Annotated in this window: 16 protein-coding genes and 2 pseudogenes; 10 read left to right on the forward strand and 8 right to left on the reverse strand. The window is 63.9% G+C overall.

Annotated elements, in window-relative coordinates; translation table 11 throughout:
* Positions 1-441 (reverse strand): PaaI family thioesterase, encoded by a 441-nt coding sequence (locus tag GV368_RS03540; protein ID WP_169115469.1) that lies wholly within the window; start codon positions 439-441, stop codon positions 1-3.
* Positions 442-588: 147 nt separating this feature from the next.
* Between GV368_RS03540 and GV368_RS03545 the strand changes: the two genes are divergently transcribed.
* From GV368_RS03545 to GV368_RS03585, 9 genes and pseudogenes are all read left to right on the forward strand, one after another.
* Positions 589-945, forward strand: coding sequence for an ATP synthase subunit I (locus tag GV368_RS03545; protein ID WP_169115470.1), 357 nt, complete (start codon positions 589-591; stop codon positions 943-945).
* A 9-nt stretch (positions 946-954) separates the two neighbouring features.
* Positions 955-1,806 (forward strand): F0F1 ATP synthase subunit A, encoded by an 852-nt coding sequence (gene atpB / locus GV368_RS03550; RefSeq protein ID WP_169115471.1) that lies wholly within the window; start codon positions 955-957, stop codon positions 1,804-1,806.
* A 101-nt stretch (positions 1,807-1,907) separates the two neighbouring features.
* Positions 1,908-2,152: pseudogene (gene atpE, locus GV368_RS03555) on the forward strand (F0F1 ATP synthase subunit C).
* A 49-nt stretch (positions 2,153-2,201) separates the two neighbouring features.
* Complete coding sequence (locus GV368_RS03560; protein WP_169115473.1) at positions 2,202-2,675, forward strand: F0F1 ATP synthase subunit B; 474 nt, start codon at positions 2,202-2,204, stop codon at positions 2,673-2,675.
* Between the two features lie 3 nt (positions 2,676-2,678).
* Positions 2,679-3,221 carry a F0F1 ATP synthase subunit delta gene (locus GV368_RS03565; protein WP_169115475.1) on the forward strand — a complete coding sequence of 181 codons (543 nt, stop codon included), beginning with the start codon at positions 2,679-2,681 and terminating at the stop codon, positions 3,219-3,221.
* A gap of 10 nt (positions 3,222-3,231) precedes the next feature.
* Positions 3,232-4,770: a F0F1 ATP synthase subunit alpha gene (gene atpA, locus GV368_RS03570; RefSeq protein WP_142803932.1), complete on the forward strand. Its 1,539-nt coding sequence runs from the start codon at positions 3,232-3,234 to the stop codon at positions 4,768-4,770.
* 33 nt (positions 4,771-4,803) lie between these two features.
* Positions 4,804-5,673, forward strand: a complete 870-nt coding sequence (gene atpG / locus GV368_RS03575) for a F0F1 ATP synthase subunit gamma (protein ID WP_142803931.1) — start codon at positions 4,804-4,806, stop codon at positions 5,671-5,673.
* 29 nt (positions 5,674-5,702) lie between these two features.
* On the forward strand, positions 5,703-7,100 hold the full coding sequence (gene atpD, locus GV368_RS03580) for a F0F1 ATP synthase subunit beta (protein ID WP_169115477.1): 1,398 nt from the start codon (positions 5,703-5,705) through the stop codon (positions 7,098-7,100).
* An 86-nt stretch (positions 7,101-7,186) separates the two neighbouring features.
* Complete coding sequence (locus GV368_RS03585; RefSeq protein WP_169115479.1) at positions 7,187-7,627, forward strand: F0F1 ATP synthase subunit epsilon; 441 nt, start codon at positions 7,187-7,189, stop codon at positions 7,625-7,627.
* Between the two features lie 53 nt (positions 7,628-7,680).
* On the opposite strand, the gene GV368_RS03590 is transcribed toward GV368_RS03585, so the two are convergent.
* Genes GV368_RS03590 through GV368_RS03605 form a run of 4 tightly spaced genes read right to left on the reverse strand, consistent with a single transcriptional unit; the run spans position 7,681 to position 10,555 of the window.
* A complete protein-coding gene (locus tag GV368_RS03590) occupies positions 7,681-8,268 on the reverse strand; it encodes a hypothetical protein (RefSeq protein WP_169115481.1) in 588 nt (195 codons plus the stop codon).
* Positions 8,269-8,271: 3 nt separating this feature from the next.
* Entirely contained in the window at positions 8,272-9,144 is an 873-nt protein-coding gene (locus GV368_RS03595) for a Tim44 domain-containing protein (protein WP_169115483.1), read from the reverse strand.
* Between the two features lie 18 nt (positions 9,145-9,162).
* A complete protein-coding gene (gene ubiE / locus GV368_RS03600; protein WP_055423307.1) occupies positions 9,163-9,897 on the reverse strand; it encodes a bifunctional demethylmenaquinone methyltransferase/2-methoxy-6-polyprenyl-1,4-benzoquinol methylase UbiE in 735 nt (244 codons plus the stop codon).
* A 37-nt stretch (positions 9,898-9,934) separates the two neighbouring features.
* Positions 9,935-10,555, reverse strand: coding sequence for a TetR/AcrR family transcriptional regulator (locus GV368_RS03605; RefSeq protein ID WP_055423306.1), 621 nt, complete (start codon positions 10,553-10,555; stop codon positions 9,935-9,937).
* A gap of 213 nt (positions 10,556-10,768) precedes the next feature.
* Here GV368_RS03605 and GV368_RS03610 point away from each other — a divergent pair, with 213 nt between their 5' ends.
* A complete protein-coding gene (locus GV368_RS03610; protein WP_198289008.1) occupies positions 10,769-11,206 on the forward strand; it encodes an HPP family protein in 438 nt (145 codons plus the stop codon).
* Positions 11,207-11,387: 181 nt separating this feature from the next.
* Here GV368_RS03610 and GV368_RS03615 read toward each other — a convergent pair.
* From GV368_RS03615 to modB, 3 genes and pseudogenes are all read right to left on the reverse strand, one after another.
* Positions 11,388-11,522 (reverse strand): annotated as a pseudogene (locus tag GV368_RS03615) (arsenical-resistance protein); the annotation flags it as partial.
* 127 nt (positions 11,523-11,649) lie between these two features.
* Entirely contained in the window at positions 11,650-12,732 is a 1,083-nt protein-coding gene (gene modC, locus GV368_RS03620) for a molybdenum ABC transporter ATP-binding protein (RefSeq protein WP_169115485.1), read from the reverse strand.
* Entirely contained in the window at positions 12,729-13,400 is a 672-nt protein-coding gene (gene modB / locus GV368_RS03625; protein WP_169115487.1) for a molybdate ABC transporter permease subunit, read from the reverse strand. The genes modC and modB overlap by 4 nt, the downstream gene beginning before the upstream one ends.
* Positions 13,401-13,404 lie beyond the last annotated feature (4 nt).

The following is a 13,404-nucleotide window of genomic DNA, read 5'->3' on the forward strand; positions in this document are numbered from 1 at the left end:
TTATTCCCGATCGGGCAAGCCGATCATGGTGGCCGTCATCAACGCCACCTGCTCGCGCCCGTCCGCGCGTTCCATCCAGCCTTCGCCCAGACACACCGTGAGGGTGCGCCCGGCGCGTACCACGCGCCCTATCGCCACCAAGCGATCGCCTCGGGCGGGTGCGAGCAGGTTGGTCTTGATTTCCACCGAGAGCACCGCATGGCCGGGAGGCATGAGCGAATAGGCGGCATAGCCGAGCGCGCTGTCGAGGACGGTGATGACGACCCCGGCGTGCAGGAAGCCGTGCTGCTGCGTCAGATCGGCGCGAAAGGGCAGAACGATCTCCACTTCGCCCGGTTCGACCCGGGTGATCTCGGCGCCAAGGGTCTGCATCACGCGCTGGCGGGAGAAACTATCGCGCACGCGGGCCACGTAGTCGGGATCGACGGCAGTGAAAGGCATGAATTTCTCCTGGACAGGAAATCGAACCGTGATTTTAATCGAGGGAAAAGCGGATTCGATCGAAACGGGCGAATGGTGTAACGAAGTTTGACAGCAGCGCTCGATGTGCTTTAGAATCCACGGGATTTTTCGCAGGGGGTGGCCGCTGTGGGCACGGGTTTGATGCGCCTCGCGGCATGGCAGTTGGTTGTCGGGCTGCTCGTCGTGCTGGCGGCTTGGGCCGTGGCCGGGGAGGCGGTGGGTCGATCGGCGGCGATCGGAGCGCTCTCGGTGTGTATCCCCAATGCCGCGTTCGCCGCTTATCTGACGTTGCGCGCATGCTTGGGCTCACCCTCGGCAGTCGGATTCTTGGCCGGTGAGTTTTTGAAGATCGCCGCCATCGTGCTGTTGCTGTTCGCGTTCGTGCGACAGGGGGCCGTGGAGAGCTGGCCGGCGCTGCTCGCGGGCTTGATCGTGGCGCTCTATGCGAACGTGGCGGTTGCTGGATTTTTACGCAAAATCTGAGGGAAAAGCATGACTGCAAGCGCACAGGGGCCAACGGCGTCCGAATATGTCGTCCATCACTTGACCCACTTGAATACCCTGGGTGGGCCGCAGAAAGACATCGTCGACTTTTCGGTGATCAATCTCGATACGCTCTTTTTTTCGGTTCTGCTGGGATGGCTGACGGTCTACCTCCTGTATCGGGCGGCGAGAAAAGCCACATCCGGCGTGCCGACGCGCTTTCAGGCGGCGGTCGAGATCCTGGTCGAGATGGTTGCCGATCAGGCCAAGGGGGTGATTCACAGCGCCGAATCGCGCAAGTTCGTCGCGCCCCTCGGGCTGACCGTGTTCATCTGGATTTTCTTCATGAACGCGATGGATCTGGTGCCGGTCGACCTATTGCCCCGTATCTGGGAAGGTATTTATGTGGCTGCCGGGGGTGACCCGCACCACGCTTATCTCCGCGTGGTGGCCACGGCGGACATCAATGCTACTCTGGGGATGTCCATCGGAGTTCTGCTCATCTGCATTTATTACAACGTGAAGATCAAGGGACTCGGGGGGTGGTTGCATGAGCTCTTCACCGCGCCCTTCGGCAGCCATCCGCTGCTCTACCCGATCAACTTTCTCATGCAGATCATCGAGTTCCTTGCGAAAACGCTCTCGCACGGGCTGCGACTCTTCGGCAACATGTACGCCGGTGAGCTCATCTTCATTCTGATTGCGCTGCTCGGTGGTACCGCCACCGTGCTCGGTTTCGTCGGCCATGTCCTGGCCGGTACGGCGTGGGCCATCTTTCACATTCTGATCATCACCTTGCAGGCGTTCATCTTCATGATGCTGACGCTGGTCTATGTGGGACAAGCCCACGAGGGGCATTGAGCCGAGGCCGGTGGCGGGATCGCGTTTCGCTGCCGGCAGTCGCGCGTAAACGTTGTAAAATCTTGCTTTTCTTTTTTCGTCATCAACCACTAGGAGTCGTCATGGAAAACGTTCTGGGTCTCGTCGCGCTCGCCGCTGGTCTCATCGTCGGTCTTGGGGCCATCGGCGCCTGTATCGGTATCGCCATCATGGGGTCGAAATACCTCGAAGCCTCCGCCCGTCAGCCCGAGCTGATGAACGCGCTGCAAACCAAGATGTTCCTGCTCGCCGGTCTGATCGACGCGGCGTTCCTGTCGGCGTCGGTATCGCGATGATGTTCGCGTTCGCCAACCCGTTCCAGCTCTGATCCTCGGAGTCGTGAACGCCCATCCGTTTTTTCATAGGGGGCAGACGTCGTGAATTTGAACGCAACCCTCATCGCCCAGCTGGTGGTGTTCTTCATCCTCGGCTGGTTCACGATGAAATACGTGTGGCCGCCGATCGTCAAAGCGCTCGACGAGCGTTCGGCCAAGATCGCGGAAGGGCTCGCAGCAGCCGACAAGGCCAAGGCGGATCTCGCGCTGGCCGAAAAGAAAGCCGTCGAAGAGCTGCGCAAGGCGCGCGAGGAAGCGGCCCAGATGCGTGCCGCGGCCGACAAGCAGATCGCCAAGCTGATGGAAGAGGCTCGTGCCGAATCTGCCCGCATCATCGCCCAGGCGCGTGAGGCGGCCGAACAGGAAGCGCGCGCTGCCGTCGAGCGGGTCAAGGAGGAGCTGCGTGAGGAAGTCGCCCGGCTCGCCGTTGCCGGGGCCGAACGCATCTTGCGCCGCGAGATCGACGCCAAGGCTCACGCCGAGCTCTTGGCCAACCTCAAAAAGGAACTCGTCTAAGCCATGGCCGAAAAAGTCACCATCGCTCGCCCCTATGCGGAGGCTGCGTTCTCGCTGGCGCTCGGGGCTGGTGCGCTGGAGGCCTGGTCGCAAGCGCTGGAGCGGCTCGCTGCCCTCGTCACCCTCGACGAGGTGCGTAGCGTCCTGCTCGATCCCAAGGTCGACGATGAAAGCAAGGCGGGTCTGCTCCTGGATCTCGCCGGAGTCGACCAGCAGCTGCCCGAAGCGGTGCGGAATTTCGTGCAGATGTTGGTAAAGAACGACCGTGTCTTGCTCTTACCGGAGATCCATGCGCTGTTCGTCGCCCGGAAGAACGATCACGAAGGCGTCGCCGTCGCCAAGGTCACGAGCGCGTTTGCGCTCGACGAGGCGACTCGGGAACGTCTCAGGCAAGACCTGGAAGCCCATTTCAAGAAAAAACTGCAACTCGAAATCACCGTCGATCCGGATCTGATCGGAGGGGTGCGGGTGCAGGTGGGCGACGAAGTGATCGACGCTTCCGTACGTGGCAAGCTCGCGAACCTGGCCGCTGCGCTCAAAATCTAGGAGTCATTCGATGCAACTCAATCCCTCTGAAATCAGCGACCTGATCAAGAGCCGGATCCAGAACCTGCAGCTGTCCGCCCAGGCCCGCAACGAGGGCACCGTGGTGTCGATCGCCGACGGCATCTGCCGTATCCACGGTCTGGCCGACGCGATGCAGGGCGAAATGCTGGAGTTTCCCGGCAATACCTACGGACTCGCGCTCAACCTGGAGCGTGATTCGGTTGGTGCGGTGGTGCTCGGCGACTACGAGCACATCTCCGAAGGCGATACGGTCAAGGCCACCGGCCGCATCCTCGAAGTGCCGGTCGGTCCCGAACTGCTCGGACGCGTGGTCAATGCGCTGGGTCAGCCGATCGACGGCAAGGGTCCGATCGAGGCCAAACTCACCGACAAGATCGAGAAAGTCGCCCCTGGCGTCATCTGGCGTAAATCGGTGTCCCAGCCGGTGCAGACGGGCCTCAAGGCCGTCGATACGATGATCCCGATCGGCCGTGGCCAGCGCGAGCTGATCATCGGCGACCGCCAAACCGGTAAGACCGCGGTGGCCGTCGACACGATCATCAACCAGAAAGGCCAGAACATGTACTGCATCTACGTGGCGATCGGGCAGAAAGCCTCGACGATTGCCAACGTGGTGCGCAAGCTCGAAGAACACGGTGCGATGGAGTACACCACCGTGGTGGCCGCCTCGGCTTCCGATTCAGCTGCCATGCAGTATCTGGCTGCCTACGCCGGCTGCACCATGGGCGAATACTTCCGCGACCGCGGTCTGGACGCCCTCATCATTTACGACGACCTAACGAAACAGGCTTGGGCCTATCGTCAGATTTCGCTCCTGCTGCGTCGTCCGCCGGGGCGCGAGGCTTATCCGGGGGACGTGTTCTACCTGCATTCGCGGCTGCTGGAGCGCGCTGCTCGGGTCAACGAGCAGTACGTCGAAAACTTCACCAAGGGCGAGGTCAAGGGCAAAACCGGCTCGCTCACGGCACTGCCGATCATCGAGACGCAGGCCGGTGACGTTTCCGCCTTCGTGCCGACCAACGTGATCTCGATCACCGACGGTCAGATCTTCCTCGAAACCGATCTCTTCAACGCCGGCATTCGTCCGGCGGTCAACCCCGGCATCTCGGTGTCGCGGGTGGGGGGTGCGGCCCAGACCAAGGTCATCAAAAAGCTCTCGGGCGGTATCCGAACCGACCTCGCGCAGTATCGGGAACTGGCGGCGTTCGCCCAGTTCGCATCCGATCTCGACGAGGCCACCCGCAAGCAGCTCGAGCGCGGCCGCCGCGTCACGGAACTGCTGAAACAGCCGCAATACTCGCCGATGAACATCGCACAGATGGCGGTGTCGCTGCTGGCGGTCAACAACGGCTACTTCGACGACGTTCCCGTGGAAAAAGTGCTGGCGTGCGAGCATGACATGCACCAGTACGTGGCGCAGCAGCTGCCCGAAGTGATCGAGCGCATTCTGAAGACGGGTGAGCTTTCCGCGGAGGACGAAGCGCGTCTCAAGGATGCGATCGCCGCGTTCAAGAAATCCTGGGTCTGAGCGCACGGGCCACGGCACTAGGAGAAACGGGATATGGCCGGTAGCAAAGAGATACGAGGCAAGATCAAGAGCGTGCAGAACACGCGCAAGATCACCAAAGCCATGGAAATGGTGGCGGCCTCCAAGATGCGCAAAGCTCAGGAGCGGATGCGGACGGCCCGTCCCTACGCCGAGAAGATCCGTCGGCTCGCCGCCCATCTGTCGCATGCCACCGTCACCGAGTTTCGCCATCCTTTCCTCATCCAGAGGAAGCCGGTGAAGCGGGTCGGGCTCGTGCTCGTGACGACGGACAAAGGGCTTTGCGGTGGCCTCAATACCAACATCCTGCGGCACACCGTCAACACCATGAAGTCTTGGCAGGAAAACGGGGTCGAGGACATTCGCGTGGTGGCGATCGGCAACAAGGGCCTGGGGTTCATGCAGCGCATCAAGGCCAACGTCGTGGCCGAACGCACCCATCTGGGTGACCTGCCACATCTCGACCAGATCATCGGACCGGTGCGCGTGCTGCTCGACGCCTATACCGCCGGTGAGATCGAGGCGGTGCATCTGGCTTATACCCGTTTCGTCAATACGATGAAACAGGAGCCGGTGGTCGAGCAGCTGCTGCCACTGACCGGTGAGCGGCTAGGGGCGCCGGAGCATGCGTGGGATTACCTCTACGAGCCCGATCCCCAGTCGATCATCGAGGAGCTGCTGGTACGCTATCTCGAGACGATCGTCTATCAGGCGGTGGCCGAGAACATGGCCTCCGAGCAGAGCGCCCGGATGGTGGCGATGAAGGCGGCTTCCGACAATGCGGGCAACGTGATCAAGGAGCTGCAGCTCATCTACAACAAATCGCGGCAGGCGGCGATCACGAAAGAGCTCGCCGAGATCGTCGGCGGCGCGGCGGCGGTGTGACGGACAATGCACAATCGAGGAAATACACGATGACAACGGGTACGATCGTTCAATGCATCGGCGCGGTGGTGGACATCCAGTTCCCCCGCGATGCGATGCCGAAAATCTACGAAGCCTTGAAGCTGGAAGATACGAGCGAGTTTGCCGAGACCGGGCTCACGTTCGAGGTGCAGCAGCAGATGGGCGATGGTGTCGTTCGTACCATCGCCTTGGGTTCGAGCGACGGGCTGCGCCGCGGCATGAAAGTCAAGGCCACGGGGGCGCCGATCTCCGTTCCGGTCGGTTCCGGCACGCTGGGCCGCATCATGGACGTGCTGGGGCGCCCCATCGACGAGGCCGGCCCCATCCAGGCCGAAGAATACCGCTCGATCCACCAGAAGGCGCCGAAATTCGACGAGCTCTCCCCGTCGGTGGAGCTGCTGGAGACCGGCATCAAGGTGATCGACCTCATCTGCCCCTTTGCCAAAGGAGGCAAGGTGGGTCTGTTCGGCGGCGCCGGCGTGGGCAAGACCGTCAACATGATGGAGCTCATCAACAACATCGCCAAGCAGCACTCGGGTCTGTCGGTGTTCGCCGGTGTGGGCGAGCGTACCCGCGAGGGCAACGACTTCTACCATGAGATGCAGGAGTCGAACGTTCTCGACAAGGTGGCGATGGTCTTCGGCCAGATGAACGAGCCGCCGGGCAACCGTCTGCGCGTGGCGCTCACGGGTCTGACCATGGCGGAGAAGTTCCGCGACGAGGGTCGCGACATCCTCTTCTTCGTCGACAACATCTACCGCTACACGCTGGCCGGTACCGAAGTGTCGGCGCTACTCGGGCGGATGCCTTCGGCGGTGGGTTACCAGCCGACGCTCGCCGAGGAGATGGGCAAGCTGCAGGAGCGCATCACCTCGACCAAGGTGGGTTCGATCACCTCGATCCAGGCGGTGTATGTGCCGGCGGACGACCTGACCGACCCGTCGCCCGCCACCACCTTCCTTCACCTCGACTCGACCGTGGTGCTGTCGCGCGACATCGCCGCGCTGGGGATCTATCCCGCGGTCGATCCGCTCGATTCCACCTCGCGCCAGCTCGACCCGCTCGTCGTGGGTGAGGAGCACTACAACGTGGCCCGTGCCGTGCAGGCGACGCTGCAGCGCTACAAGGAACTGCGCGACATCATCGCCATTCTCGGCATGGACGAACTCTCGCCGGAAGACAAGTTGGTCGTGGCCCGCGCGCGCAAGATCCAGCGCTTCCTGTCGCAGCCCTTCCACGTGGCCGAGGTGTTCACCGGCAGCCCCGGCAAGTTCGTGCCGCTCAAGGAGACGATCCGCGGCTTCAAGATGATCGTCGAAGGGCAGTGCGACGACATTCCCGAGCAGGCGTTCTACATGGTCGGCACCATCGACGAAGCGATGGAAAAGGCCAAGAAACTGCAATGACGGTCTCGGCCGCCGTGGTGTTGTGGCGGCCGTGATCGCGCGCCGCGGCATCTCGTCCGCGGCGCCTTCGACGAGGGGATGCAAAGATGGCGATGACCGTACATGTCGATGTCGTGAGCGCCGAGGAGCAGATTTTCTCGGGGCTCGCGGAGCTGGTCGTGCTGCCCGGCGAGGCGGGCGAGCTGGGGGTGCTGCCGGGGCATGCGCCGCTGCTTTCCCGTATCCGTCCGGGAGCAGTGCGCATCAAGGTGCCGGATCGCGACGAGCCGGAGATCATTTTCGTGGCTGGCGGCATGCTGGAGGTGCAGCCCAGCCTGGTGACGGTGCTCGCCGATACGGCGATCCGCGGCCGCGATCTGGACGAGGCGCGGGCGATGGAGGCCAAGCGCCGGGCCGAGGAGGCTTTGAAGGACCAGCAGGCGAAGATCGACTACGCGCGGGCGCAGGCCGAGCTGCTCGAGGCCGTGGCGCAGCTGCAGACGATCGAGCAGATGAAGCGCCTGAAGAACCGCGTGGGCGGCACCTGAGCCGCCTGCTGTTCGGAGGTGGAAAAGAAAAAGGCCGCGACATGCGGCCTTTTTCACTTGTGTGCCGCTGTGCCGGAGGCCAGGCGTGCGATGCGCCGGCGTAGGGCGTCGAGTTCGCGGGTGAGCGCCGCCGCGTCTGCCTGCAGCCGTTCGTATTCGGCGCGAGAGGGGAGCAGCCCCTCTTCTTCTTTCAGGGTTTCGATCAGGTTGCCGCTGATCGCCTCGCCGGCATTGCGCAGGGCGGCGAGACCGGCGCGCATGAGCGCATGCAGGCGCAGCCCCAGGATGGGGCCAAACCGCTCGGCAAACCAGTGTTCCAGCGTTGGGGCAGGTTCGGAGAAGGCCTTGGCGAGCAGCTCGGCGATCGCCGCTTCGCCCTCGACGTGCGTGCGCACCGCGGCGCCTTCGGCGAGCAGCCTCCGCCGCAGGACTTCTTCGAGGCGCAGGCGGATCGTCACGGCGGGCGCAACGGCAGCATCGGGCAGCAGTCGGCCGTTTGCGTCGATTCGCAATCCCAAGGGCGGCAAGGGTTCGATTTCGAGGCGTACCGCAGCGCCGGCGTGGGCGGCGAGCCGCTCGCGCCACCAGGGGACTTCGTCGAGGTGACGCTCGAGCGCCGCCGTGAGCACCCCTTGCCACATGGTTCAGGCAACCGGTTGGATGCCGGCAAGCCGCCAGCCGCCGCCGTGGAGCGGTTTGACCAGATGCCAGTATTCGCTGAAGGGTTGCGGCGGGGCGTCGCGCGACTCGCGCAGGCTACCGGAGAATTCGACCGTGGCGACGTAGTGGTCCCCTTCGAGGGAGAGATCGACGAGGCGCGCTTCCAGCATCACGATGTCGGTCTTCTCACCGGGAGTCTGCCCACCCTGGCGGTGCAGGTCGGCGAGCAGCTCCGGCGTGACGAGGGAGGCAATGGCTTCCCAGTCGCCGCGGTCGTGCGCTGCCTGCAGTTCGACGAAACGCCGCTTGGCTTCGGCGAGGAAGGCGGCTTCGTCGAGCTGGGCGCGCAGGTCGTCAGCGACAGGAGTGCCGTTGGCCGGCGCTGCAGGGGGCGCGCTCATGGCGGGCCCGGTCATCGTGCGCTCGGTCGCTCCGGCGTAGGCCGGTTCGGGCGCGCGCCGTGCTCCGGCGAAGCGGCGAAAGAGGGCGAAGAGCACGACGGCGAAGAGCACGAGGAGGAGCAGAGAACCGAATTCTTCGCTCAAGCCCAGGTGCTGGAAGAGCGCTGCCAGCCCTAGGCCGGCAGCGAGTCCAGCGAGGGGACCGAGCCAGGAGCGTTTGGGCGCCGGCTGCGGCGCGGTGCTGGGTTGCTGCGCCGGTGTCTGGCGCTGGGCGGGGGCCTGGGTGGGAGAGGTCGGACTTGCCGGTTTCGGCGCCGGGGAGAGGGGGGCAGAGGGGGTGATGTTGCGCTGCAGGCCGCCACCGCTGCCGCCGCCGAGGCGTTTGGCTTCGGCTGCGTCGAAGAAAGTAAAGGAGGCGAAGAGCGCGAGCAGCAGGGTGAGGAAGGGGCGTTTCATGGGACCTCCGTTAAGGGCTTACAGCTTGCGGCCGAGGTGCAGGGCGACCACGCCGGCGGTGAGGTTGTAATAATCGACGCGATGAAAGCCGATGCGTTCCATCATTGCCTTGAGCGTTTCCTGGTCGGGATGCACGCGGATCGATTCGGCGAGGTAGCGGTAGCTCTCGGCGTCGTGGGCGATTTTCTCGCCCAGCCAAGGTAGGACCTTGAAGGAATAGAGGTCGTAGGCCGGTGAAAGAGGGGCCCAGACGCGGGAGAATTCGAGCACGAGGAGTCGCCCGCCGGGCTTGAGCACGCGGTGCATCTCGGCGAGCGCCGTTTCCTTGTGCGTCATGTTGCGCAGGCCGAAGGCGACGCTGACGCAGTCGAAATGATCCGAGGGGAAGGGGAGCGCTTCGGCGTCGCACTGCGCCGTGGGCACGAGCACCCCTTCGTCGAGGAGCCGGTCGCGCCCGCGCGCGAGCATGGCACCGTTGATGTCGGTGAGCCAGACTTCCCCGGTGGGGCCCACGCGCCGGGCGAAGGCGAGCGCCAGATCGCCCGTGCCGCCGGCGATGTCGAGCACGCGGTGGCCGGGGCGTACGCCGGAGACGGTCACGGCGAACTTTTTCCACAGCCGGTGCAGGCCGAGCGACATGAGATCATTCATCAGGTCGTACTTGCCGGCGACCGAGGAAAATACCCGGCCAACGAGGTGTTTCTTTTCGGGTTCGGGTACCTTGCGGAAGCCGAAGTCGGTGACTTCGTTCATGGCGTACCTGTTTCTCCACGGCATCGATGCGAAGCATTCATGATAACGCATCGTGCCGCGGGGTGGACGAATCAGCCGAAACGGTCGGTGCTGTCGTCTTCGGTCTGCTCTGCGCCAGGATGGTCTGGGTTGCTTGCCAGGCGCTGCGAGGGGAATCTTTCTCTCCGAGCACGAGCGCCGTCACGATGGCTCCTTCGAGGAGCAAGAGTACTTGTGCAGCGAGGCGTCCGGCGGCGGATTCCTCGGTGAGTGGTGACACGATCTCTTTGATCTTCTTTCGGATCGCTTCCTTGTGAGCCTTGGCGGCGAGGTGGATCGGATCATCCGGTGCTGGATACTCCGCCGCGGCGCTGATGAACATGCAGCCGTTGAAGGTGGGTTCGTTGAACCAGCGTTCGTGCCAGACGAACACCGCTTCGAGTCGTTCCCAAGGTGAGTCGAACGAGGCGACGAAGGCATCCATCGCAGCGCGAAACGCTGCGTCGCGTCGCTCGAGGACGGCGGCGATCAGGGCGTCCTTCGAGGGAAAGTGTTTGTAGAGCGTCATCTTGGAGACGCCGGATTCGGCCACGATCCGATCGATGCCGACGGCGTGGTAGCCGTGAGCGTAGAAAAGGCGCTCGGCCGTATCGAGTAGGAGCTGGCGGGTGTCGCGCATCGGAAGCATCGCTGTGGCAGGCAAGGTGAAGTATATGGGAAGAGAAGGGCAAGCCCAAGTTGACATATACAGACAGGTCTGTATTATCAGTTTCGTGCCTCTTGCACGCCATCTTTCGACGACGCTTTGGGAGCCCCTCATGATCGGATTCGTCAGCAAATGGAAAATTGGCGGTGCCGTATGCCCGCCGCGAGCCCCTTTGGGGGATATCGCTTGGGCCGGACTCGGGGGGCAATCGCGATCGCCGTGGTGGCCTATGCTTCGAGCCGGGCGCAGCTGCCGCTCGTTCTGGGTTCGTTCGGCGCCAGTTGCGTGTTGCTCTTTGGATTTCCCGATAGCCCCTTTTCCCAGCCGCGCAACGTGATCGGTGGCCACTTGCTCGCTTCACTCGTGGGCTTGGTGTTCCTGCATCTGCTCGGGGATGCTTGGTGGAGCATGGCGCTGGCGGCGGGCTGCACGATCGCCGGGATGCAACTCACCCGTACCGTCCATCCGCCGGCCGGCTCGAACCCGGTCATCGTCATGCTCTCGGGGGCGTCGTGGCCGTTCTTGCTCACGCCGACCTTATGCGGGGCGCTCGCCCTGGTCGGGGTGGCGTTGATCGTCAATAACTTGCGCACGGGGCGAGCGTATCCCACATACTGGTGGTGAGCGTGGAAAGGGGCGTTCGGTGCAACGAGGCGTCCCTTTCCTTTTCCTGCCTCAGGCCGCAGCGCAGTAACGGCTCTTTTCCCCGGCATCGACGAGCTGCCACAGACCGTCGCGACCGACGGGTTCCTGGGCACGCCGCGGGATGAGCACACAGGGATTGCCGGCGTGCAGGGTTCGGTGCTCACGCCGCGCGGCGTTCGTACCAGCCGCGGGTGAGAGGCACGAATTTCACGACCAGCAGCATCGCCGGCACCTCGATCAGCACGCCGACCACCGTGGCGAGCGTCGCCCCGGAGGAGAGGCCGAAGAGGCTGATGAGCAGAGGATTGCGGCTTGCTGCGGGAATGCGCGCGTCGAGCACCTTACCTTGATGAGCACATCGACGTCGGCAAGCGTCTGGCGCCTAGCGATTGCCTCGCGCGCGACGATTGCCCCACGAGCTTTCAACGCAGCACCGCCACCGCCTTGATCTGCGCCCATACGGTTTGTCCGGGGTGCAGATCGAGCCGGGCCACAGAGCGGCGCGTGACGCGCGCGAGCAGGGCGGATTCTCCCACAGTGAGCCGCACCAAGGCGTCGGCCGGATGATCGTCTTCGCCGATTTCCTCCACCCTCGCTGGCAACATGTTGAGCACGTTGGTGTCCTGATGCGGCGAGCGCGCGAGGCTCACGTCGCGCGCGAGCACTCGCAAGCGCAAAGGGGCGCCCAGGGGCAGATCCTCACGGCGCACCCACAGCCGGCCGCCCAGGAAGGCGACGCACATCAAGGCCCACGTCTCGTCGTGCTCGGCAACGTTTCCCTGCAAGACCACGCCGGCCTCCTCGCCCAGGCGGATCGGCGTATCCAGCAGCACGAGCACTTCTTGCAAGGGGCCGCTGGCGAGCACTTTACCCGTGCGCAAAACCACCAGGTAGTCGGCCAGGCGCGCAACTTCATCGGGCGCGTGGCTGACGTAGACGATGGGAAGGTCGAGCTCGTGCGGCAGACGTTCCAGGTAGGGAATGATCTCCTCCTTGCGCCCGACGTCCAGGGCCGAGAGCGGCTCGTCCATCAGCAAGAGGCGCGGCGAGACGGCCAAGGCTCGGGCGATGGCCACCCGTTGGCGCTCACCGCCGGACAAAGTCTGGGGACGACGCTCGAGCAGTGGGGCGATCCCCAGCAACTCGATCGCCTGCTCCAAGGCGATGCGCCGCTGCGCCGGCGGGACGCGCCGCAGACCATATTCGACATTGCCGCGCACCGACAGATGGGCAAAAAGGCTCGCCTCCTGGAAGACTACCCCGATCGCCCGTCGATGCGCCGGTACGAAAACTCCCTTGGCGTCGTCTTGCCAGATTTCGTCTGCGAAGCGAACGAACCCTCGCGCTCGCATCAAGCCGGCCAGGGCGCGCAGGCAGCTCGTCTTGCCCGAACCGGAAGGGCCGAAGAGGGCGCTCACCCCGCGTCCGGGCAGGGACAAGGATACCCCCAGCGAAAAATCGGCGAAATCGGTGTGTAACTCGGCCTCGATGCCTCTCTGCTTCATCGCTTGCCCTGCCCGAAGAAGTTGAGCAGCACCAGGACGACGAAAGAGAAGAGCACGAGGATGAGCGCGAGCCGATGCGCTTCGCCATATTCCATCGCCTCGACGAACTCATAGAGTTGGACCGAGGCGACGCGCGTCTTCCCCGGGATGTTTCCCCCGATCATCAGGACGACGCCGAATTCTCCCATCGTATGGGCGAAACTGAGTACTCCGGCGGTGAGAAAACCTGGGCGGGCGAGCGGCACGGCCACGGTGAAAAAACGATCCCACGGCCCGGCGCGCAAAGTGGCGGCCACCTCCAAGGGGCGATCGCCCATCGCTTCGAAGGCATTCTGGAGGGGCTGGACGAGGAAGGGCAGAGAAAAAATCACCGAGCCCACCACGAGTCCGGAAAAGGAGAACGGCAGCAGCCCCCAACCGAGCTGCTGGGTGAGCCAACCCACTGGCCCATGGGGCCCCAAGACGAGGAGGAGATAGAAACCGATCACGGTGGGCGGCAGGACGAGCGGTAGCGCCACGACCGCGGCGATCACTCCCTTGAGGCGGCGAGACCGCGTGCGCGCGAGCCACCATGCGAGCGGCGTTCCTAACAAGAACAATACCGCTGTCGTCACCGCTGCGAGCCGCAGCGACAGGGCCAAGGCCGCCCAAGCTCCCGCGCTCACCACACCG

This window comes from Tepidiphilus baoligensis (assembly GCF_012911495.1).
Lineage (GTDB): Bacteria > Pseudomonadota > Gammaproteobacteria > Burkholderiales > Rhodocyclaceae > Tepidiphilus > Tepidiphilus olei.

Bases quoted from the DNA above. Each gene is read 5' to 3' on its own strand.
- atpB (WP_169115471.1), top strand. From the start codon at position 955: ATGACTGCAAGCGCACAGGGGCCAACGGCGTCCGAATATGTCGTCCAT.
- GV368_RS03540 (WP_169115469.1), bottom strand. From the start codon at position 441: ATGCCTTTCACTGCCGTCGATCCCGACTACGTGGCCCGCGTGCGCGAT.
- GV368_RS03605 (WP_055423306.1), bottom strand. From the start codon at position 10,555: ATGCGCGACACCCGCCAGCTCCTACTCGATACGGCCGAGCGCCTTTTC.
- GV368_RS03585 (WP_169115479.1), top strand. From the start codon at position 7,187: ATGGCGATGACCGTACATGTCGATGTCGTGAGCGCCGAGGAGCAGATT.
- atpD (WP_169115477.1), top strand. From the start codon at position 5,703: ATGACAACGGGTACGATCGTTCAATGCATCGGCGCGGTGGTGGACATC.
- modC (WP_169115485.1), bottom strand. From the start codon at position 12,732: ATGAAGCAGAGAGGCATCGAGGCCGAGTTACACACCGATTTCGCCGAT.
- GV368_RS03590 (WP_169115481.1), bottom strand. From the start codon at position 8,268: ATGTGGCAAGGGGTGCTCACGGCGGCGCTCGAGCGTCACCTCGACGAA.
- ubiE (WP_055423307.1), bottom strand. From the start codon at position 9,897: ATGAACGAAGTCACCGACTTCGGCTTCCGCAAGGTACCCGAACCCGAA.
- GV368_RS03595 (WP_169115483.1), bottom strand. From the start codon at position 9,144: ATGAAACGCCCCTTCCTCACCCTGCTGCTCGCGCTCTTCGCCTCCTTT.
- atpG (WP_142803931.1), top strand. From the start codon at position 4,804: ATGGCCGGTAGCAAAGAGATACGAGGCAAGATCAAGAGCGTGCAGAAC.
- GV368_RS03565 (WP_169115475.1), top strand. From the start codon at position 2,679: ATGGCCGAAAAAGTCACCATCGCTCGCCCCTATGCGGAGGCTGCGTTC.
- atpA (WP_142803932.1), top strand. From the start codon at position 3,232: ATGCAACTCAATCCCTCTGAAATCAGCGACCTGATCAAGAGCCGGATC.